This window comes from Nonomuraea sp. NPDC052634 (assembly GCF_040678535.1).
Taxonomy (GTDB): domain Bacteria; phylum Actinomycetota; class Actinomycetes; order Streptosporangiales; family Streptosporangiaceae; genus Nonomuraea; species Nonomuraea fastidiosa.
Genome location: NZ_JBFATY010000005.1, coordinates 144289 through 163805 on the forward strand (window position 1 = coordinate 144289; position 19517 = coordinate 163805).

The window sequence follows — 19517 nt, forward strand, 5'->3', positions numbered from 1 at the left end:
TCGCGGTCACGCGGTCACGCGGTCACGCGGTCAGTAGCGCAGCTCGCGCAGGTACCGGTAGCCGACCTCCGCCGTACGCTGCGGCGTCACGTCCGGGGTGTCGTTCTCCACGATGTACTCCTCCACTCGGTGCGCGCGGAACACCCGGCGGAAGTCGATCGTCCCCGTCCCCAGGTCGGCCATGTCGCCGTCGAGGTGCCGGTCCTTGACGTGGTACTGCAGCACGCGCTGCGGCGCCCTGCGGATCACGTCGATCGCGAACTTCACCGGGTCGCGTTCCCCGCGGCCCACGCCGCCGGTGACCGCCCAGTAGATGTCGATCTCCAGGTGGACCAGGCGCGGGTCCAGCTCGGAGGTGAGCACGTCCCACGGGGTGACCCCGTTGCCGAGGTCGGTGGTGAACTCGTGGGCGTGGTTGTGGTAGCCGTAGCGCAGCCCGGCCTTGCGGGCGGCCTCGGCCTCGACGTTCATCCGCTCGGCCCACGCCTTCCACTGGTCCAGGCTGTCGGATGCCAGATAGGGCACGACCATGTACTTCTGGCCCAGCGTCAGCGCGTTCTCGATCTTCGTTTCGAGCCCGGCGGCGTCGGAGCTGATGTCCTCGTGGCTGGAGCTGGCGCGCAGGCCGAGCCCGTCGAGGAAGCGGCGCAGCTCGCGCGCGGTGCGGCCGAAGTAGCCGAGCGCCAGCTCGACCTTCGGGTATCCGGCCCTGGCCACGTAGCGGAGCGTGGCGTCGTAGTCCTTGCTCAGGTCGTCGCGGAGCGTGTAGAGCTGGATGCTGATCTTGCCGGGCGGCACCCGCTCGCCGTGATGGCGGGGCGGGTGCACCGCCGCCGCGGCGGCGGGCGACGCGGCGGCCACCGCCGCCGCACCCAGCCCTAACCCGGCGGCGAGCAGGGAACGCCTGCTGGGGCCGTAGCCGTAACACATAGTGGTCCTCCTGAGTCCGCCTAATTCGTGGCCGGCGCTGTGGGCTGGAGCACGACCTGGGCGCTGCCGGTCAACGGCGGCAGGCCGCCGGTACCCGGGTCGGTGTAGGTGGCCACGAAGACACCGGTGAGGTTGTCGTTCTCCGGGTCGTGCCCGCTCGGCTCGGTGGTCTGGATCGACCCCGTGCAGCCGCGGGCCGTGGTCTGCGGGTGGCCGTGGTCGTCGTGGCCGAGGATGTAGTCCACGGTCACGTTGGCGCAGTCGACGGGCTGGTCGTCGGTGACGCGGACCTCGAACTCGACCACGTCGCCGAAGCTGAACCGGTCGCCGTCCACCGGCTTGACCAGCTCGACCACCGGGGCCGCGTTGCCCACCACGATCCGCACGGACGTCGAGGCCGACCGCCCCTTCGGGTCGGTGACCTTGAGCGTGGCGTTGTACAGGCCGTTCTCCTTGAACGTGTACGACGCCGACGGGCTGCGCGAGTCCACCTTGCCGTCGGCGTTGAAGTCCCAGGCGTAGCTGAGCCGGTCGCCGTCGGGGTCGCTGGTGCCCGTGCTGGTGAAGTCGACGGTGAGCGGCGCGAGCCCGTCCGTCACCGACGCGGCGGCCACCGGGATCGGCGAGTGGTTGCCGGTGCGGCCGATGTAGTCGATGCGGGAGAGCTGCGCCTCCGGGTTCTCGCTGAAGTAGCCGTCGCCGTATTCCAGCACGTACAGCGCGCCGTCCGGGCCGAACTCCATGTCCATCGGGTTGTCGAAGACGATCGACGGCAGCACGCTCTCGATGCGGCCGTCCGGGTGCATCGCCTTGACGTAGTCGCGGGTCCACTCGTACAGCAGCGGCACGCCGTCGTAGTAGCTCGGCCAGGCCACCGAGTCGCGGCCCTTGGTGTCGGCCGTGCGGATGTCGTACGCCGGCCCGCCCATCGGCCCGATACCGCCGGTGCCCAGCTCGGGGAACTCCGGCGACAGCCCGTACGAGTACCACACGTCGGGCTGGGTGACCGGCGGCAGCTCGCGCAGGCCGGTGTTGTGCGGCGACTCGTTGATCGGCGCCTTGCAGTCGAACGTCTCACCCGACTCGCCGGTGGCGAAGTCGTAGTCCACGTACGGCAGCTCAGCCGTCGCGCAGTACGGCCAGCCGTAGTTGCCGGGCTTGCGGACGATCGTCCACTTGCCGGTGCCCGCCGGGCCGCGCTTCGGGTCCGCCTGCTGCTGGTCGGGCGAGTAGTCGCCGACATACAGCTCGCCGGTCCTCTTGTTCAGCTCGATTCTGAACGGGTTACGCAGCCCCATCGCGTAGATCTCGGGCCTGGTGCCCTTCGTGCCGGGCCGGAACAGGTTGCCCTTGGGGATGGTGTAGCCGCCGCCGTTCTCCTTGGGCTTGATGCGCAGGATCTTGCCGCGCAGGTCGTTGGTGTTGCCCGAGCTGCGCTGGGCGTCGAACGCGGGGTTGCGGTCCGGCCGCTCGTCGATCGGCGTGAAGCCGTCGGAGGAGAACGGGTTGGTGTCGTCGCCGGTGGACAGGTAAAGGTTGCCCGCGGCGTCGAAGACGATGTCGCCGCCGACGTGGCAGCAGATGCCGCGGTCCACCGGCACGTCCAGGATGCGCTGCTCGGAGCGCAGGTCGATGGTGGATCCGGTGAAGCGGAAGCGTGACAGCCTGATCAGGCCCTTGAACGGGGCGAAGTCGGCGGGGGTGCCGGTGACGGGTGCGTCGCCCTCGTTGACGTCAGGGGTGGCGGGATCGTCGACGGGGGTGTCGAGCGGAGGCGAGTAGTAGAGGTAGACCCAGTCGTCCTTCTTGGAGCCTTTCCCGAAGCCCGGGCTGAGCGCGATGCTCTGCAACCCCTCCTCGTCGTGCTGGTACACGTCGAGCTTGGCGGCGAGGGTGTTGAGCCCGGTCTTCGGGTCGTGTAACCAGACCTCGCCGCGCCTGGTCGTGTGCAGCACCCGGTTGTCGGGTAAGACCGCGAGGTCCATGGGCTCGCCCGGATGGTCGTTGAGCGTCACCTTCTGGAACTGGTCGTCCGGCGGTGGGGCCGCCGTCTCGGCGTGCGCCGCGGACTGCGCGCCGAACGGCACGATCATCGCCGCGGCGGACAGCACCGCGATCATGGTTCTCGCTCTCACGCCTCTCTCCTTCGGTCTACTCGGGTGGATAAGAGAGGGCAAATTAACGTGAATGTAACCCGAGTTACGCCGATCGAGGAGGGCCTAATTCACGCCCGCCCGCGTATCTCCCGCCCCCGATCGCACTAAGTGAGAAAGGCGTACGACAACGCGATCGCCCCTGCCGGAGCAAGGGGCGATCGGGATCGTCTATAACGTCAGTTCTTCTGCTCCTCCATGGTGACGGTCACCGTGGACTCCTTGCCGTCGCGCTGGTACGTGATCTGCACCTGCTGGCCGACCTTGAACCCGCGCACCTGGCCGACCACCGTGTCACCGCCCTGCACCGGCGTTTCGCCGATCTTGGTGATGAGGTCGCCCTCCTTCAGCCCCGCCTTGTCGGCCGGGCTGCCCTTGGTCACGTCGCGGATGAGCGCGCCGGGCACGTCGCCGGTCGCGTCGGTCACGCTCACGCCCAGGTAGACGTGGGTCACCTTGCCGTTCTTGACGAGCTGCTCCGAGACGTGCTTGGCGGTGTTCACCGGGATCGCGAAGCCCAGGTTGACGCCTTCAGGAGCGATCGCGCTGTTGATGCCGACCAGCTCGCCTGCCGCGTTGACCAGCGCGCCGCCGGAGTTGCCCGGGTTGATGGCGGCGTCGGTCTGGATCATGCCGCCGAGCGTGGTGACCTCCTCGGCCTGCCCCCGCCCGCCCCAGCCCGGCGGGAGCTGCTGGTCGCGCGGGCCGCTGCCGGCCGTCACCGTACGGTCGAGCGCGCTGACGATGCCCGCGGTCACCGTGCCGTCCAGGCCCAGCGGGCTGCCGATGGCCAGCACGTCGTCGCCCACCTTGAGCTGGTCGCTGTCGCCCAATGCCACCGCGGCGAGGCCCGAGACGTCCTGCGCCCTGATCACGGCGAGGTCGGTGGCCGGGTCGGTGCCGACGACCGTGGCTTTGGCCATTTTGCCGTCGTTGAACTTCACCGTCAGTCCGCTGTCCTGCCCGGACACCACGTGGTTGTTGGTGAGGATCAGCCCGTCGGCCGACAGGATCACGCCGGAGCCCTCGCTCGTACGGCCCTGGATCATGACCACCGACGGCTGCACCTTCGCCGCCACCTCGGCCACCGTGTACTGGTCCGAGGCGGTGCGGAAGACCGGGCTCGGCGTGTTCGGCGTGGCGGTCGCCGCCGGCACCGGGGTGCCGCCTCCGGCCAGGGCCGCCCCCACGGCCCCGCCGCCCACCGCGGCGGCTCCCAGCGCCGCGACGGCGGCCAGCGCCAGCCCGGCGATCGCCTTGCGGGTCAACGTGAACGCGTGCTTGCGCGCGGGCGGTGGCGGCGGCGGCATCGAAGGGATCGGCCGGGTGAACCCTCCGGCGGACGGTGGGGTCGCACCGAACTGGCTCCAGCCGTCGGTGCGAGGCTCGCTCGGCTCGTTCGCGCTCATGTCATCTCCTCAGGTCCCGATGACACAAGCGTGCGCGCTGATCCGTAAACACCGGCTAAGCAGGGGATCGCGCGCGTTCGCACCCCCTGATACCGGCCTTATCACCGCTGGTGGCAAGCCGCGGGCCCGGAAGAATCCGCCCGGAAAAAGAGATGAGATGTGAGGGTTCTCGACACCCTCACATCTCCTGACGGTCCCTCGGCGTATCAGCGGCGGCGCCGTCGGCGCCGTCGGGCCCGTCCGTAGGTGTCGCCCCCGTTGCCCGGCGTGGGCTCGGGCGCGAACGGCAGGCGGAAGGCTCTGAGTCCGAGATAACGCTGTATGGCCATCGTTCCCCCTCGTGGAAGCCGTGGGGTTCGGCACACCGGACGGCTGCGCGTCCGGCGGTGCCGGACTGAAGCCCCCATACCCGCCACGCTCGGCCAGTACCCTGACCTGCGAAATCCGGTTACTTGTTGGAGAGCTTGCGGCCCTTGAACGTCGGGTGCTTGGTCTCCCAGTAACGCCAGCCCTCCACGCGGGAAGGCACGTTCGCGATGCCGGTGGCGACCCTGTGGCGCTCGCAGGTGCCGAGCACGTTCCAGGCCGACCAGCCGATGCGGTAACCGAAAACGCGGTACCACATGTTGCCGTACTTGCCCGGGCTGATTTCCCGGGTGTATTCGTGCCCGGTGAAGACCATGTGCCGCTCTTCGAGGTGCGGCAGGCCGAGCCGGCGCAGGCTCTCCACCACCGACTTGGTGTCGGGGGTGCCGTCCTCGTCGTCATGCGTAAAGGTCTTCTCCAGCGTCTTGGTCTTCTCGTTCTCGGCTTCGAGGAAGGCGAGGACCTCGTGCTCGCGCGTGACCGACACCGTCATCGAGCCGCCAGGGCCGTCGATGAAGCGGGTGCGGGGCACGAAGAAGTTGCGCGGCGAGAGCTTGTGGATCCGCCAGAACGTGTGCGGCCTGCAGTTACGGCCGCCGTCCTCGTCCTTCCTGCCGGTGTGGAAGCCCCTGTCGCTGTGGATGCCCTTGAACTTGCGCAGATGGTGGTCGTCGCGGTTATCCGCGCTCGCCGCAGGTGCCATGGTGACCGCAAGCGCCACCGCGAGCAGCCCGTGCACCGCCGGCCTCGCCATTTTTCTCATTGGGGTGAGCATTTACCGTTCCTTTCGGAATACGACCCATGGTCGCCAGACCGGTACGATGCTTACAGTTGCCGCGAGCCGAATGACAACGCCACGCCGCAGCCGAATATCCCGCACCCGGAAAGAATCGGTGAAAAGCACCAACTGCGAATGGCTTTCAGTAAAGAAAAATTAGCGCCTCGGCCTATGCGTGCCATATGACACCCTGCGCGATGTGTCGCCTTCGTCCCGTGATGTCGGTATATCCATTTGGGCAGGCGTTGAGGAACATCGTTCGCACCGTACGTACCTCCCTACGGCAGTTACCGGGTTTCGGGAGGTACGTAATGCACCGCAGAGTCGCCCTGCTCTCCGCCGCCGCGCTCGCCCTCGCGGGCGCCCTGGCCCCCATGGGCACCGCGAACGCCGCCGGCGGGCCGGACTTCCGGCGGCCCGCCACGTGGACCGCCACGGATTCCTGGTCGGAGCGCAGGACCGTCTCGCAGTACTGGACCGCCAACCGCATGCTCGCGGCCAAGCCGCTCAACGCCCCCGCCCCCCGGCGCAACCAGTGGCGCGGGCCGTCGCGGGGCAACCCCTGGTCCGCGCGGCCCACGCGGGGCTCGGCCGGGAGCCGTACGACCTGGTCGGCCCAACAGGGGACGGGCCACTACGGCAACGGCGGCCAGGGCACGGGCAACCGCGGCACCGGCAACCCGGGCACGGGAGGCCAGGGCAACCAGGGCAACGGCGGTCAAGGCAGCGGCGGCCAGGGCAATCAGGGCAACGGTGGCCAGGGCACGGGCGGTCAGGGGAACGGCAACCAGCAGCGCAGCGCCGTCAACAACAGCCCCGGCCTGCGGTGGACCGACGGCGGCGCCGTCGTCCGCACCACCGGCCGGGTCTTCTTCACCACCGCGGACGGACGCAACTCCTCCTGCTCCGGCACGGCCGTGACCAGCGCGAACGAGAGCGTCGTCATCACCGCGGGCCACTGCGTCAAGCTGAACGGCGCCGCCCACCGCAACTGGGTCTTCGTGCCCGCCTTCGAGAACGGCCGGCGGCCGTTCGGCACGTGGGTGGGCACCAGGATGTTCACCACCCAGCAGTGGAACGCCCGCGAGGACATCAACTTCGACGTGGCCGCCGTCGTGGTGGCGCCGCTCAACGGGCAGACGCTGACCGACGTCGTCGGCGGGCAGGGCGTGGCGTTCAACCAGGCCAGGAGGCAGCAGATGTTCTCCTTCGGGTACCCGGCGGCGGAGCCGTTCGACGGGGCACGGTTGATCTACTGCAGCGGGCGCGTGTTCAACGACACGGTCATGACGCAGGATCAGGGGCTGCGCTGCAACATGACCGGCGGGTCGAGCGGCGGGCCCTGGTTCCTGAACTTCGACCCCGCCACCGGGCTCGGCTCGCTCAACTCGGTGAACAGCTTCACCTATAACTTCGCGCCGGGCTTCATGTTCGGACCCTTCTTCGGAGACGAGGCGATGGCCGTCTACCGGGCCGCCGAGAGCGCCGACGCGGTCTGACCGGCGGCCCTGACCGAAAGCGGACAAGGACGGCGGCCTGGGACGGCGGTCCTGTTCCTGGGACGGTGGTCGTGCTCCTGGGACGGTGGTCGTGCTCCTGGGGCGGTGACGGTGACGCGCGCGCTCGGGGCGGGCGTCACCGTCGCGTCATGTCACACCCAGGATCGTCACGTAGTCACACCAGTCACTTAAATCCCACAAGCCTCAAAAATATCCGAAAAACAGGGCATTGACGAAAAATCCTTACATGGTACTCATAGATCGAGTCGGAAACCTTCAACCCCCCGCAGAGATCGTCAACGAGCGCACCCAAGGAGGACGCGCATGGCGCGAAGCAAGGCCACCGACCCGCCCGCCGACTTACTCGGCCCCGTCCAAGGAGAGGTCTCCTGGTTCTGCTGCGGCACCGCCTGGGGCCCGTGCAGCAGCACCGGCAAGGGGGCCTGCGGCACCTGCAACTCAGGAAACCTGCAGCACGCCTGGCCGAACGCCTCCGACGCGTGCTGGTCCATCACCCGTCCCGACCGCTGCGGCGTCAGCCTGTCGCGCCGGACGTGCGGCTTCCGCCACCGCATCACCTCGCTGTGCGGCGGCGGCAGCGTCGTCACCGCGATCGCCGACTGCGGCCCGCAGACCGACCTGTTCTGCGGCGAGCGGAGCTGCTGCGGCTCGACCTGCGCCAGCAACCGGCTCATCGACCTCACGCCCGCCGCCTACAGCCAGATCGCCAGCCTCTCCTCCGGCCTGCGGCCGGTCGAGATCTCGACGGCCTGAAGGGCGGGGTACTCATGCGCAGCAGAAGAGACCTGCTCAAGTCGGCCGTGCTCGGTGGCGGCGCGAGCGTCGTCGCCGCGACCGCGATGGGCTCGCTCGGCCCCGAGGCGGCCTTCGCCGCCACCGCCCCCACCAAGCAGAAGGTCGAGCCGGGCGCGCCCGACCCCGACTTCGCCGAGGGCAGGATCCGTTCGATCAAGGACGACACCATGCTCGTCCTGGGCTCGAACATGGTCCTGCACACGATCAGGGTGGTGAACGGCACCAGCCTGTGGAAGCTCGGCCCGGTCGGGTTCGACGCGGCCAAGCCGGGCGACGGCCTGTACGCCAGAGGCGTCCGCATGCCGGACGGCGTACTGGCCGCCGAGTCGGTGTGGCTGAACATCGTCAACATCAAGGGCCACATCACGAACATCAAGGACCAGACGCTCCACCTCGATCACAACGGGCAGGAAGTGCTCTGCCACGTCGTGGCCGGCACGTCCGTCGCCATCCGCTCCGACGGGCCGCCGACCACGGACCTGTCGCTGCTGCGCGTCAGCCAGCACGTGCAGATCCTGGGCGCATGGCGTCCGGATACCAACGAAGTGGACATCGCCACGGTCTTCTCCCCGCACTAGGAGGCAGTTCGTGAACGGGATCGCCGCGTCGCAGCCGTATGTGATCGCTACCTTCCTCCTCTGGGCAGGTCTGCTGAAGCTGCTCAGCCGGCGGATGCGGGCACAGGCCGGGCGCACGGCCCTGGCCCGGCTCACCGGCCCGGCGCGCGCGGTCCCCGCGCTGCGGCTGGTCGGTCTGGTCGAGCTGGCGGTGGCGGCCGGGCTGCTGGTGCCGTCCGCCCACCCGTGGAACGCGGGGGCGGCGGCGCTGCTCTCGGCCGGGTTCCTCGCCTACCTCGGGTACGCGCACGTCGCCGCGCCGACCGCGTCCTGCGGCTGCCTCGGTACGCACTCGCGCCCCGTGGACGTGCGCTCCTTCGCCCGCGCCGCGCTGCTGCTGCTCGCCGCCGTGCTCGCGGCGCTCGCGCCCGAGGGCACGCTTCCCGCAGCCGTCGTCGCCGTGGTCGTCGTCGTGGAGGTGCTGGCGCTCCTCGCGCTGTCGTCGGAGCTCGACGGCTACTGGCTCACGCCGCTGCGCCGCCGCCTGGTCCGCCTGGTGGCCGCGCCGCCCCCGGACGGGGTGCCGCTTGAGGCGTCCCTGCACCTGCTGCGCCGCAGCCCCGCGTTCTGCTCGGCGTCCGCCCAGCTCACCTCGGACGTCCAGGAGACGTGGGACGAGGACGGCATCCGCTTCGTGGTGTACGGGGCCCGCGACCGCACGGCCGTCTTCGCCATCCCGCTGGGCGTCGACGACCCCCGCCAGGTCAAGGTGGCTCTGGTCTGATCCGGTGGCGCCGCCGCACACAGCCTGCGATACTCGAAAACCTGATCGAGGATTGGAGGGCCGGCGTGGCCGAGGTGCTGCTGTTCCATCACGCGCACGGACTGACGGAGGGCGTACGCGAGTTCGCCGCCACACTGCGGGCGGCGGGTCACACCGTCCACACGCCCGACCTGTACGAAGGGCAGGTCTTCGACGCGCTGCAGGACGGCGTGGCGTACGCGCAGAAGGCGGGCTTCGGCACGATCGTCGAGCGTGGCAGGACCGCCGCGCTCGACCTGCCTGCCGAGCTGGTCTACGTGGGGTTCTCGCTGGGGGTGCTGCCGGCCCAGAGCCTCGCGCAGACGCGCGCGGGCGCGAAGGGCGCGGTGCTGATCGACGCGTGCGTGCCCGTCACGGAGTTCGGCGACGCGTGGCCGCAGGGGGTGCCGGTGCAGGTGCACGGGATGGAGGCCGACGAGATCTTCGCCGGTGAGGGCGACCTCGACGCGGCGCGGGCCCTTGTGGGGTCGGCCGCACACGCGGAGCTGTTCCTCTATCCCGGCGACCGGCACAACTTCGCCGACCCGGGTCTGCCTTCTTACGATCGGGCCGCCGCCGGGCTGCTCACCGAGCGGGTGCTCGATTTCCTCGGCGAAATCAGGTAGCGCGGGCGGCCGCCCGGTTGCTGGCGATGAGCTCGTGGTGCCTGACGACCTCGGCGATGATGAAATTCAGAAAACGCTCGGCGAAAACGGGATCGAGCTTCGACTGCTCGGCCAGGGCGCGCAGGCGGCGGATCTGCGCGGCCTCCCGCTCGGGGTCCGCCGGGGGAAGCTCGTACTCCGCCTTGAGGCGGCCGACCTCCTGCGTACACTTGAACCGCTCGGCCAGCAGGTGGACGAGGGCGGCGTCGAGGTTGTCGATGCTGTCGCGGAGCCGCTGCAGCTCCTTGCGTACGTACGCTTCCTGATCAGGACGATTTTCCGAGGCTTTTTCCACAAATATCCCCTTTCATCCTTGGAAGGGGAAATCCTACCCACCGCCGGCTGACAAGCGGCGTGGCTCGCTGAGGGAGAGATTCCCACCCACCGCCCCCGTACGGCAACGCCGCCACACACGAACGTGCCGACCGGACGCGCAACCTCTTCCGCAGAGCCGGACGCGCGACCCCTTCCGCAGGGCCGGACGCGAGGGCAGGACGCGGGACCCCAGCCAGACGCGCACCCCCTCCCCAGGGGCCGAGGCGGAACCCCCTCCCGGCCGGACGCGAACTCCCTCGGCCGGACGTCCGAACCCCTCCCACGCCGGACCGCGGCGGGGGCGCAAGGCGGGCGGGCGGCGGGGGTCAGTGGCGGCGGGTGGCGTAGTGCTGGTGGATCAGGGTGGCGGCGCAGGCGAGGGCGGCCAGGCCGAAGCCGACGCCCACGTACACCGGCAGGGTCGACACCGACGTGACCACGTTGGCGACCGCGAAGACCGCGAGCAGCGCCCACAGCAGGGGGCGGCTGACACGGTGGCGGGCGGCGGGACGGATCTCGGTGGTGTGCTGGGTCATGGCGTAACTCCTTTGCCGTTGCGGTGCTCGACTCGCTGACACCGAAAACGCTACGAATCACCCCGGTGCCCCATCGATCCCGTCAACGCGACAACCCGCGTACAGGCTGCTGTACTCGCCGGCCACCCCCTGAGGGCACCACACAGCCCGTGAGCTGGTGAAACAGGCGCCCTGCCGCTCTGCCACCGGCCCCCGCACGACGCACACCCGCGAACCGGCGAGGCGCACGCCCCCGGTCACTCACGCGCCCCGTGACCACGCCGGCACGCTCACAATCCGACGATCGGACGAGTGGTACAGCCTGCTGTACTCTTCCGGCCCGCCCCTGACGTCGGTGCCTGCTCGTGACCTACATTCAGGTGGCGAGGAGGTGCGGATGACAGGTCACGACATGGCGGACGGGCGAAGGCGTGCCCGTGCGCGGGGCCTGTCCGCCCGCGCCAGGACGACGCTCGACGGGATCGAGCACCTCGTCGGCGGCATCGGGACCGGCGCGCTGGCGCTGCTGGCGCTGGTCGGCCTCATCCTCGTGGGGGTCGCCTGCCTGGTGGGCGTGGGCCTGCCGCTGCTGCCGACGGCGCTGCGCGCGTTGCGCGCGGTGGCCGACAGGGAGCGGGCGCGGCTGTCCCGCTGGGGCCCGGACGAGCTGATCAGCCCGGATCCGGTGCCCGACGGGTGGCGGGAGGCCATCGCGCGGCCCGCGAGCCGCAGAGAGCTGGCCTGGGTGGTGCCGCACGCGACGATCGGCCTGCTCATCGGCTTCGTGGGGCTGACGCTGCCGTTCAGCGCGGTACGCGACCTGCTCTACCCGCTCTACTGGCGGCTGCTGCCGCCGGGCGAGACGGTCGGGGCCGGGCTGTTCATCTGGGACGGCGACACCGTCGGCAGCGCGTTCGCGGTGAGCGCGCTCAGCCTGTTCTGGCTGGCGCTGACCTTGATCCTGGTGCCGCCGATGGCGAGGCTTCAGGCGTGGCCGGGGCGGAAGCTGCTGTCCGCCGACCCCACCACCGACCTGGCGCTGCGCGTCGCCCAGCTCACCGCCACGCGGGCGGCCGCGCTCGACGCGCACGCCGCCGAGCTGCGCAGGATCGAGCGTTCGCTGCACGACGGCACGCAGAACCGCATCGTGGCCGTCACCATGCTGCTGGGCGCGGCCCGGCGGGCGCTGGAACGCGATCCGGCCACCGCGGACGCCGTGCTCGAAAGCGCGCAGAACGCGGCCGAGCAGGCGCTGGCGGAGCTGCGCGGCGTCGTACGGAGCATCCTGCCGCCGGTGCTGGCCGACCGCAGCCTGCCGGACGCGCTGACCGGCCTGGCCGCGGGCAGCCCCGTGCCGTGCCAGATCGACGCCGACGTGCCGGGACGGTGTCCCGCCTCCGTCGAGGCCACCGCCTACTTCGTGGTGGCCGAGGCACTGACCAACATCGCCAAGCACAGCCAGGCGACGCGGGCCCGGGTCACGGTCCGGCGTACCGACTCCTGGCTGCGCATCGAGATCACCGACGACGGGCGCGGCGGCGCGGCCGAGTCCGGAGGGTCCGGGCTGAGCGGCATCCGCCGCAGGACCGAGGCGCACGACGGCACGTTCGAGCTGACCAGCCCCGTCGGCGGACCGACCACCATGATTGTGAGCCTTCCATGCGGATTGTGATCGCCGAGGACGACCCGTTGCTGCGCGAGGGTCTCGCGCTGCTGCTGCGCGCCGAAGGGCTCGACGTGGTCGCCACCGCTTCGGAGCCGGACGGCTTCCTGAAGGCGATCGACGAGTACGAGCCGGACGTGGCCATCGTGGACGTGCGCATGCCGCCCACCCACACCGACGAGGGCATCAGGGCCGCGGTCGAGGCCAGGCACCGGCTGCCCGGTCTTGCGGTGCTGGTGCTGTCGGCGTACGTGGAGCAGGCGTTCGCCACCGAGCTGCTGTCGCACGGCAGCGCCAGGCTGGGCTACCTGCTGAAGGAGCGGGTGGGCCGGGTGCAGGAGTTCCTGACGGCGCTGCACCGGGTGGCCGAGGGCGGCACCGCCATCGACCCCGAGGTGGTCGCGCAGCTCCTCACCCGCACCAGGCCGGACAACCGGCTCGACCGGCTCAGCCCGCGCGAGCGCGACGTGCTGGCGCTGATGGCGGAGGGGCTCGGGAACGCGGCGATCGCCGAGCGGCTGGTCGTCACCGACGGCGCGGTGCACAAGCACATCCGCAACATCTTCGCCAAGCTCGACCTCACGCCCACCGACAGGACCGACCGGCGGGTGGCCGCCGTCCTGCAGTATCTGGAGAGCGGCCACCGGCGCGCGTGACGCGCGAGGGCGCTATGAGCCCAGGTCGCGGACGATGTTGTCGAGGCGGTGCGCCAGCTCGTCGAGCTCCCGGTCCGACGGTGTGCCGCCGGCGAACCTGGCCATGAGCTCGTCGCGGCTGGCGATCACCAGGCCCTTGTGCGCGTCGTCGATCTCCGAGGCGGGCAGGACCTCGCAGCCCCCGCGGATGAACACCAGCGTGGCGTCCGGGTGCCGGGAGTCCAGCAGCCGGCGCACGCATTCCCTGTCGATCAGTGACGTCGCGGACATCACACCACTCCTCCGATCAGGCCCTCCCAGCAGGCCGTTTACCCGGTGAGAAGCGGTGAAACCCGGCGCGGGGTCAGCCGAAGGTGGGCGGGCCGCCGTTCTGGCGGGCTCTGCGCACCCCGAACAGCACCAGGTAGACGGCGGCGGCCAGGGCCACCAGCGCGGGCGGCACGGCCAGCGGCGCGTTGCCCGCGAGCACGGCGAGCACGGCCAGCACCACGCCGCCGAGCACCAGCAGGGCGGCCGCGAGCAGGCACAGGCTGACCGCGTTGGACGGCGCGGGCCTGCGCGCCCAGTTCCCGTGTCCGGCCCCGTGCACGTGCGGCACGCCGGTGTCGCTGGCGTCCTCGCCGGGCGGCGGCTCTCTCAGCACGGGGGCGAAGAACTCGTCATCCTCACGTCGTTCGGGCATCGTGCCTCACCTCGCGCGATCGGTCACGTTGCGAAGAACGCTCCTCCGCGCCCCCTGCCCCGTGGCCGCCCCGTCTACCAAAAGCCCGCTTACCAGAGCCCGCCTACCAAGAGCCCGCCTGTCAAGAGCCCGCCTACTGAGGCCCGCCGACCAAGAGCCCGCCTGTCAAGAGCGCGCCGACCAAGAGAACGGGCGCCGGCCGCGAAGACCGGCGCCCGTCTCACGGACCTTGACTCAGCGGACTCCCCTGTGCACGCACAGGAGCTGGTCGCGGGTGGCGTTCCTGTCGCGGTAGGCGATGACGGCGGGGCCCTCGCCGCTGAAGTGGCCGGGCAGCCGCTCGTCGGCGCTCCATGAGGCGCCGTTGAAGCTGCTCCACCACAGGCTCTGGTCGGCGGTGCCGCGGTGCACGCAGAAGAGGCGGTCCTTATAGACGGTCAGCGTGGGCCCCTCGGCCGCGTGGTGACCGGGCAGCCGCTGGTCGGGGCTCCAGGTAGAGCCGTCCCAGCGCGTCCACCACAGCGCGGTGTCGTCGCCCGCGCCGCGGTGCACGCAGTAGAGGTGGCCGCGGTAGACGGCCAGCGCCGGGTTCGCGCCGGTGGCGTGGGCGGGCAGCCGCTCGTCGGGGCTCCACTGCGAGCCGTCCCAGCGGGTCCACCACAGCGCCGCGTCGTCCCCCGCACCCCGGTGCACGCAGTAAAGCCGCCCGTCGTACGCCGCCAGCGCCGGGGCGGTCTCGCTGAAGTGCCGGGGCAGCCGCTCGTCGGGAGTCCACTGCGAGCCGTCCCAGCGCGTCCACCACAGCGCCGCGTCGTCCCCCGCACCCCGGTGCACGCAGTAAAGCCGCCCGTCCCACGCCGCCAGCGCGGGCGCGGCCTGGCTGAGGTGCTGCGGGAAGCGCTGGTCGTCGCTCCAGCCCTCCTCGGCGTCGTAGACCGCCCACCACAGGCTCTGGTCGCCGTCGCGGCCCCGGTGCGCCAGGAACAGCCGGTCCTGGAACTGGCCGAGCGCCGGGCCGGTCACGCTGAAGTGGTCGATGAACCGCTGGTCCGCGCTCCACCCCTCGTCGGGCTCGTGGACCGCCCAGTACAGGCCGGCGCCGCCCGCGGGCCTGCCGTCCTGCCTGGCGGGGACGAGCATGCCGGGCGCGGTCCACGGCGAGACCAGCTTGACCCCGTACGGCCTGGCGATGGAGGCGATCCAGCCGGCCTTACTCTGTACGGCGCGCTCGATGAGCGGAGCCAGCCAGGAGCCCACGACGGTCGCCGCGGCCTGCCCGATGAGCTGCGGGATGTCGGCGGCGAGCAGCGCGGCCGACTCGTTGAGGTGGATCTCGAAGCCCCACCAGCGGGAGATCGGCCAGACGTCGGCGCCCATCGTGCGCAGCTCGCGCTGGATGTCGCGCATGCGCTGCTGGTCCTGGGCGGCGAGGTCGGCGATCTGGCGTTCGCTCTCGCGCCTGGCCTCGACCGCCTCGCGGGCCGGCGCGTCCTCCAGCAGCTCGGCCTCGACGGCCGCGTCCACGGCGGCGGAGGCCGCGGGGTCGTCCTGGGCGTGCAGCAGGGCGGCCTCGCCGCCGAGCACGCCGTCTTCCGCGTCGATCGTCGCCTTGCCGGCCCGGGTCTCGTCAGTCATATCCAGCCCCCTGGAGTGATAGGTGCGAACTGCGCCATCGTAACCAGGAGTAGCGTTTTGATTACTCTATGACGGTCTTGATCCCGGTAAACTCGCCGCAACCCCGGGCGCTCACCCTGTTGTCCCCACGGATCGGCGTCCATGGGGACAACCGGCGACCGGCTACCTCAGGTGCCCCAAAGCCATGCGGAGCGCGCCCGCCGGGTCGCCGTCGCGCCAGGCCACGTGCTGGTCGGGGCGCACCAGCGCCAGCGGCTCCCCGGGCAGGTGCACCTCCGCCAGGGGCACGCCCATCTCGCGCGCCTGGTCGATCAGCGAGGCGGCCTGCGGCGAGCCGAGGTCGCCGACCAGGCTGAAGCCGCGGCCGAGCCGGTCGTACAGCGACTCGCCGGGCGCGAGCCAGCGGTGCGGCAGGCGCTCGCCGGTGCCGGGCGCGACGATCGGCGAGCCGGTGTAGGTGTAGCCGAGCACCAGGTCGAGGCTGTGGAACTCGCTGTCCTTGGTACGGAAGATCGCCTCGGCGACGGCCGGGCGCACCCGCGCGAACTCCTCATCGCTGCCCATCAGCGCCGGGTCGGCGAGCTCGGGGGCGAGCGTCGCCATGTTCGCCGCGGCGGCCTCGATGGTGTCGGCCGCGATGGGCCTGCGCTCGCTCTCGTACGTCTGCAGCAACGCCGGCGGCGCCCACCCGCGCAGTACGGCGGCCAGCTTCCAGCCGATGTTGACCGCGTCGCCGACCCCGGTGTTGAAGCCGTGGCCGCCGTAGGGCGGGTTCTGGTGCGCGGCGTCGCCGGCCAGGAAGACGCGCTCGCCCGCGTACCTGTCGGCCAGCAGCATCCGCGCCGTCCACGGGTCGGTGGCGAGGATCTCCACGTCGATGTCGGCGCCGGCGAGGTTGCGCACCAGCCGTACGGGGTCGGCGTCCTCGGCGCGCACCCCCTGGGCGATGCACCACCAGGTGTCCTTGAGGTCGAGGCGGCCGACGATGCCGGGCTGTGCCGGGTTGAGCACCCAGTAGTGGACGGCGGGACCGTGCGGCACCCGGTCGGCGAGGTCGGGGGCGCGGAAGGTGATGTTGAAGTTGGGGCGGGCGTCCTGGCGGCCCTCGTAGCGGGCGCCGATGGCGTCCCTGGTGACGCTGCGGGAGCCGTCGCAGCCCACGACGTACTGGGCGCGGATCTCACGCTCGGCGCCCTCGGCGTTCGCGATGCGCACGGTCACGCCGTCCGCGTCCTCTTCGAGGCCGGTCACCTTCCAGCCGGTGAGCAGCGCGTCGCCGACGGCCTCGCGCAGCACCTCCTCCACCAGCGGCTGCGGCACCTGCTGGCCCGGCTCGGCGGCCAGGTCGGAGCCGACGAGGTCGAGGCCGAAACAGCGGTCGATTCGCGCGATCTCCCGGCCGAGCAGGCTGCTCACGAACACCGCCTCGTCCGACCAGGACACCGCGAGCGGCGCACGCGCGCGTAAGGTGTCCGCCAGACCCCATCTGCGCAGGATCTCCATCGAGCGGGCCGAGGTGGTCTTCGCCCGCGGGCGCAGCCAGGACACCGTCTCGCGCGGCTCGACCACCAGGCATTCGATGCCGTGATAGGCCAGCTCGACCGCGGTCGACAGGCCGACGGGCCCGCCTCCGGCCACCAGCACGGGCACAGAGCCGGGAACTTGCCGTACCAAATCCATGGGCCGTCCTCTTCATCATGATGAGCGGGGGCATGTTTCCTGCGCCGCCGAGCGCGCGTCAACCCGCCGGCCGCCCTGCAGCCGCGATGCGGCCGAGGTTTTGGTACGACCCCGCAACGATTGATGATCGCTTCTAGTGAAGCGATCACCGGGATCAGTACGGTGCTGTGCAAGTAACGGAACCATCTCAGGGGATTGCATGAGCGAAACCTCGGCGATGCCGCTGCACATGCGGCGGGTGGCGTTCGATCCCGCGCCGGAGCTGGCGGCGCTCAGGGACAAGGAAGGTATCAAGAAGATCACGACCGCGTTCGGTTCTGAGGCGTGGCTCGTGACCAGGCACGCGGACGTCCGCGAAGTGCTGGGCGACGCGGAGACGTTCAAGGTGGCGCCGCAGACGATCGCCCGCCTGCCCGGAGCGCCGCCGATGACCGAGGAGCAGCTCGCCAAGGTCCGCGCGGGCAACCTGCTCGGCGTGGACCCGCCCGAGCACACGCGGCTGCGCAGGATGCTGACGCCCGAGTTCACCATCCGCCGCATGCAGCGGCTCGAACCCCGGATCAAGCGCATCGTCGACGAGCACCTCGACGCGATCGAGGCCGCCGGCTCGCCCGCCGACCTCGTGCCGTCGTTCGCGTTACCGATCCCGTCGCTGGTGATCTGCGAGCTGCTCGGCGTCCCGTACGCGGACCGCGACGAGTTCCAGCAGCGGACGAACCGGATGCTCGACATGACCGTGCCGGGCGAGGAGCGCATGAGGCTGCAGTTCGAGCAGCGCGCCTACATGGAGAGCCTGGTCGCGCGCATCCAAGCCGACCCGGGCGAGGAGCTGCTCGGCATGCTCGTGCGCGAGCACGGCGACGACCTGACCACCGACGAGCTGATCGGCATCGGCGGGCTGCTGCTGTTCGCCGGGCACGAGACCACCTCCAACATGCTCTCGCTCGGCACGCTCGCGCTGCTGCGCCACCCCGAGCAGCTCGAGCTGCTGCGCCGCGAGCCCGAGCGCATCGACGCGACGGTGGAGGAGCTGCTGCGCTACCTCAGCATCGTCAACTCCGGCACCACGAAGGTCGCCACCAGGGACACCGAGGTGGGCGGGCAGCGGATCGCGGAGGGCGACCTGGTGCTGTGCTCACTGCCCACCGCCAACAGGGACCCGTCGTTCCTGCCCGACGCCGACACCTTCGACCTGCGCCGCGGCGCTCCCGGCCACCTCGCGTTCGGGCACGGCGTGCACCACTGCCTGGGCGCCCCGCTGGCCCGCATGGAGCTGCGCATCGCCTTCCCCGCCCTGCTCGACCGCTTCCCGGGGCTGCGCCTGACGGACAACGAGCCGCAGTTCCGCACGTTCAGCATCGTCTACGGCCTCGCCTCCCTGGAGGTGGCCTGGTAGCGAGCGGGTCTACGCTGTTCGCATGCGCGTTGTGGTGATCGGCGGTTCTGGGCACATCGGTACGTACCTCATCCCGCGTCTGGTGAGCGCCGGGCACGAGGTGATCAACGTGAGCAGGGGCACGCGCGAGCCCTACACCCCGCACGGCGCGTGGCGGAAGGTGACCACGGTCACCGCCGACAGGAAGGTGGACGAGGCCGATCACACGTTCGGGCGGCGCATCGCGAAGCTGGAGCCCGACGTCGTCATCGACCTGATCTGCTTCACCGAGAGCAGCGCGGCGCTGCTGGCCGACGCGCTGGCCGGCAAGGTGCGGCACTTCCTGCACTGCGGCACGATCTGGGTGCACGGGCCGAGCGCCCAAGTGCCGACGACGGAGGACGCCAAGCGCACGCCCTTCGGCGAGTACGGCGTGCGCAAGGCGGCCATCGAGGCGATGCTGCTGGAGCGGGCGCAGCGCGACGGCTTCCCGGCCACGATCATCCATCCCGGCCACATCACCGGGCCGGGATGGGTGCCGGTCAACCCGGCGGGCAACGTCAACCCGGAGGTGTTCCAGAAGCTGGCCGAGGGCTCGGAGCTGGCGCTGCCGAATCTGGGCCTGGAGACCGTCCAGCACGTGCACGCCGACGACGTGGCCAGGCTGTTCGTGGACGCCATCAACAACCGGGCGGCGGCGATCGGCGAGAGCTTCCATTCGGTGTCCACCACCGCCCTGACGCTGCGCGGCTACGCCGAGGCGGTGGCGGGCTGGTTCGGCAAGGAGGCGCGGCTGTCGTTCCTGCCGTGGGAGCAGTGGCGCAAGACGGTCTCGGAGGAGGACGCCACGCTGACGTACGACCACATCGCCCACAGCCCCCACTGCAGCATGGCCAAGGCCGAGCGGCTGCTCGGCCACCGTCCCCGCTACACCTCGCTGGAGGCGATCGCCGAGGCGGTCGATTGGCTGGTGCGCGCGGGGACGATCAAGCCGTAACGACGATCAAGCCGTAAGTGACGC

19 protein-coding genes are annotated in these 19517 nt (G+C 70.8%); 9 read left to right on the forward strand and 10 right to left on the reverse strand.

What is annotated here, in order from left to right; translation table 11 throughout:
- Positions 1–30 precede the first annotated feature (30 nt).
- The 4 genes from AB0K67_RS23135 to AB0K67_RS23150 all read right to left on the reverse strand — a co-directional run bounded on the left by AB0K67_RS23135 (position 31) and on the right by AB0K67_RS23150 (position 5612).
- Positions 31–930 carry a sugar phosphate isomerase/epimerase gene (locus AB0K67_RS23135; protein WP_364063646.1) on the reverse strand — a complete coding sequence of 300 codons (900 nt, stop codon included), beginning with the start codon at positions 928–930 and terminating at the stop codon, positions 31–33.
- Positions 931–950: 20 nt separating this feature from the next.
- Positions 951–3065, reverse strand: a complete 2115-nt coding sequence (locus AB0K67_RS23140) for a PQQ-dependent sugar dehydrogenase (RefSeq protein ID WP_364063648.1) — start codon at positions 3063–3065, stop codon at positions 951–953.
- Between the two features lie 197 nt (positions 3066–3262).
- Positions 3263–4492 carry a trypsin-like peptidase domain-containing protein gene (locus AB0K67_RS23145; RefSeq protein ID WP_364063650.1) on the reverse strand — a complete coding sequence of 410 codons (1230 nt, stop codon included), beginning with the start codon at positions 4490–4492 and terminating at the stop codon, positions 3263–3265.
- Between the two features lie 448 nt (positions 4493–4940).
- The gene (locus tag AB0K67_RS23150; protein WP_364063653.1) at positions 4941–5612 is read right to left on the reverse strand and encodes a hypothetical protein; all 672 of its coding nucleotides are present in this window, start codon (positions 5610–5612) and stop codon (positions 4941–4943) included.
- Positions 5613–5947: 335 nt separating this feature from the next.
- Between AB0K67_RS23150 and AB0K67_RS23155 the strand changes: the two genes are divergently transcribed.
- From AB0K67_RS23155 to AB0K67_RS23175, 5 genes are all read left to right on the forward strand, one after another.
- Entirely contained in the window at positions 5948–7135 is a 1188-nt protein-coding gene (locus AB0K67_RS23155) for a peptidase (protein WP_364063656.1), read from the forward strand.
- A gap of 324 nt (positions 7136–7459) precedes the next feature.
- The gene (locus AB0K67_RS23160) at positions 7460–7909 is read left to right on the forward strand and encodes a hypothetical protein (protein ID WP_364063658.1); all 450 of its coding nucleotides are present in this window, start codon (positions 7460–7462) and stop codon (positions 7907–7909) included.
- A 14-nt stretch (positions 7910–7923) separates the two neighbouring features.
- On the forward strand, positions 7924–8529 hold the full coding sequence (locus tag AB0K67_RS23165; RefSeq protein ID WP_364063661.1) for a cell wall protein: 606 nt from the start codon (positions 7924–7926) through the stop codon (positions 8527–8529).
- Between the two features lie 10 nt (positions 8530–8539).
- Entirely contained in the window at positions 8540–9292 is a 753-nt protein-coding gene (locus AB0K67_RS23170) for a MauE/DoxX family redox-associated membrane protein (protein WP_364063664.1), read from the forward strand.
- Between the two features lie 65 nt (positions 9293–9357).
- A complete protein-coding gene (locus AB0K67_RS23175; RefSeq protein ID WP_364063667.1) occupies positions 9358–9936 on the forward strand; it encodes a dienelactone hydrolase family protein in 579 nt (192 codons plus the stop codon).
- On the opposite strand, the gene AB0K67_RS23180 is transcribed toward AB0K67_RS23175, so the two are convergent.
- Together AB0K67_RS23180 and AB0K67_RS23185 are read right to left on the reverse strand one after the other, a co-directional pair.
- Positions 9929–10270 carry a chorismate mutase gene (locus tag AB0K67_RS23180; RefSeq protein ID WP_364063670.1) on the reverse strand — a complete coding sequence of 114 codons (342 nt, stop codon included), beginning with the start codon at positions 10268–10270 and terminating at the stop codon, positions 9929–9931. The genes AB0K67_RS23175 and AB0K67_RS23180 overlap by 8 nt on opposite strands.
- A 346-nt stretch (positions 10271–10616) precedes the next feature.
- Positions 10617–10826, reverse strand: a complete 210-nt coding sequence (locus AB0K67_RS23185) for a hypothetical protein (RefSeq protein ID WP_364063672.1) — start codon at positions 10824–10826, stop codon at positions 10617–10619.
- Positions 10827–11202: 376 nt separating this feature from the next.
- Here AB0K67_RS23185 and AB0K67_RS23190 point away from each other — a divergent pair, with 376 nt between their 5' ends.
- Positions 11203–12477 carry a sensor domain-containing protein gene (locus AB0K67_RS23190; protein WP_364063675.1) on the forward strand — a complete coding sequence of 425 codons (1275 nt, stop codon included), beginning with the start codon at positions 11203–11205 and terminating at the stop codon, positions 12475–12477.
- Complete coding sequence (locus tag AB0K67_RS23195; RefSeq protein WP_364063678.1) at positions 12465–13124, forward strand: response regulator transcription factor; 660 nt, start codon at positions 12465–12467, stop codon at positions 13122–13124. Before AB0K67_RS23190 ends, AB0K67_RS23195 begins: the two co-directional genes overlap by 13 nt.
- A gap of 12 nt (positions 13125–13136) precedes the next feature.
- On the opposite strand, the gene AB0K67_RS23200 is transcribed toward AB0K67_RS23195, so the two are convergent.
- From AB0K67_RS23200 to AB0K67_RS23215, 4 genes are all read right to left on the reverse strand, one after another.
- Positions 13137–13394, reverse strand: coding sequence for a hypothetical protein (locus AB0K67_RS23200; RefSeq protein ID WP_364063680.1), 258 nt, complete (start codon positions 13392–13394; stop codon positions 13137–13139).
- Between the two features lie 73 nt (positions 13395–13467).
- Positions 13468–13806, reverse strand: a complete 339-nt coding sequence (locus AB0K67_RS23205; RefSeq protein WP_364063683.1) for a hypothetical protein — start codon at positions 13804–13806, stop codon at positions 13468–13470.
- A 234-nt stretch (positions 13807–14040) separates the two neighbouring features.
- Positions 14041–15441, reverse strand: a complete 1401-nt coding sequence (locus AB0K67_RS23210; RefSeq protein ID WP_364063686.1) for a hypothetical protein — start codon at positions 15439–15441, stop codon at positions 14041–14043.
- Between the two features lie 162 nt (positions 15442–15603).
- Positions 15604–17121: an FAD-dependent monooxygenase gene (locus AB0K67_RS23215; RefSeq protein WP_364063688.1), complete on the reverse strand. Its 1518-nt coding sequence runs from the start codon at positions 17119–17121 to the stop codon at positions 15604–15606.
- Between the two features lie 199 nt (positions 17122–17320).
- Here AB0K67_RS23215 and AB0K67_RS23220 point away from each other — a divergent pair, with 199 nt between their 5' ends.
- Together AB0K67_RS23220 and AB0K67_RS23225 are read left to right on the forward strand one after the other, a co-directional pair.
- Complete coding sequence (locus tag AB0K67_RS23220) at positions 17321–18517, forward strand: cytochrome P450 (RefSeq protein ID WP_364063691.1); 1197 nt, start codon at positions 17321–17323, stop codon at positions 18515–18517.
- Between the two features lie 22 nt (positions 18518–18539).
- Entirely contained in the window at positions 18540–19493 is a 954-nt protein-coding gene (locus tag AB0K67_RS23225; protein ID WP_364063694.1) for an NAD(P)-dependent oxidoreductase, read from the forward strand.
- Positions 19494–19517 lie beyond the last annotated feature (24 nt).

Excerpts from the sequence above, each read along its gene's own strand:
- AB0K67_RS23210 (WP_364063686.1), bottom strand. The coding sequence starts at position 15,441 with ATGACTGACGAGACCCGGGCCGGCAAGGCGACGATCGACGCGGAAGAC.
- AB0K67_RS23160 (WP_364063658.1), top strand. The coding sequence starts at position 7,460 with ATGGCGCGAAGCAAGGCCACCGACCCGCCCGCCGACTTACTCGGCCCC.
- AB0K67_RS23205 (WP_364063683.1), bottom strand. The coding sequence starts at position 13,806 with ATGCCCGAACGACGTGAGGATGACGAGTTCTTCGCCCCCGTGCTGAGA.
- AB0K67_RS23220 (WP_364063691.1), top strand. The coding sequence starts at position 17,321 with ATGAGCGAAACCTCGGCGATGCCGCTGCACATGCGGCGGGTGGCGTTC.
- AB0K67_RS23185 (WP_364063672.1), bottom strand. The coding sequence starts at position 10,826 with ATGACCCAGCACACCACCGAGATCCGTCCCGCCGCCCGCCACCGTGTC.
- AB0K67_RS23135 (WP_364063646.1), bottom strand. The coding sequence starts at position 930 with ATGTGTTACGGCTACGGCCCCAGCAGGCGTTCCCTGCTCGCCGCCGGG.
- AB0K67_RS23190 (WP_364063675.1), top strand. The coding sequence starts at position 11,203 with ATGACAGGTCACGACATGGCGGACGGGCGAAGGCGTGCCCGTGCGCGG.
- AB0K67_RS23200 (WP_364063680.1), bottom strand. The coding sequence starts at position 13,394 with ATGTCCGCGACGTCACTGATCGACAGGGAATGCGTGCGCCGGCTGCTG.
- AB0K67_RS23145 (WP_364063650.1), bottom strand. The coding sequence starts at position 4,492 with ATGAGCGCGAACGAGCCGAGCGAGCCTCGCACCGACGGCTGGAGCCAG.
- AB0K67_RS23165 (WP_364063661.1), top strand. The coding sequence starts at position 7,924 with ATGCGCAGCAGAAGAGACCTGCTCAAGTCGGCCGTGCTCGGTGGCGGC.
- AB0K67_RS23225 (WP_364063694.1), top strand. The coding sequence starts at position 18,540 with ATGCGCGTTGTGGTGATCGGCGGTTCTGGGCACATCGGTACGTACCTC.
- AB0K67_RS23215 (WP_364063688.1), bottom strand. The coding sequence starts at position 17,121 with ATGGATTTGGTACGGCAAGTTCCCGGCTCTGTGCCCGTGCTGGTGGCC.
- AB0K67_RS23155 (WP_364063656.1), top strand. The coding sequence starts at position 5,948 with ATGCACCGCAGAGTCGCCCTGCTCTCCGCCGCCGCGCTCGCCCTCGCG.
- AB0K67_RS23150 (WP_364063653.1), bottom strand. The coding sequence starts at position 5,612 with ATGGCGAGGCCGGCGGTGCACGGGCTGCTCGCGGTGGCGCTTGCGGTC.
- AB0K67_RS23195 (WP_364063678.1), top strand. The coding sequence starts at position 12,465 with ATGCGGATTGTGATCGCCGAGGACGACCCGTTGCTGCGCGAGGGTCTC.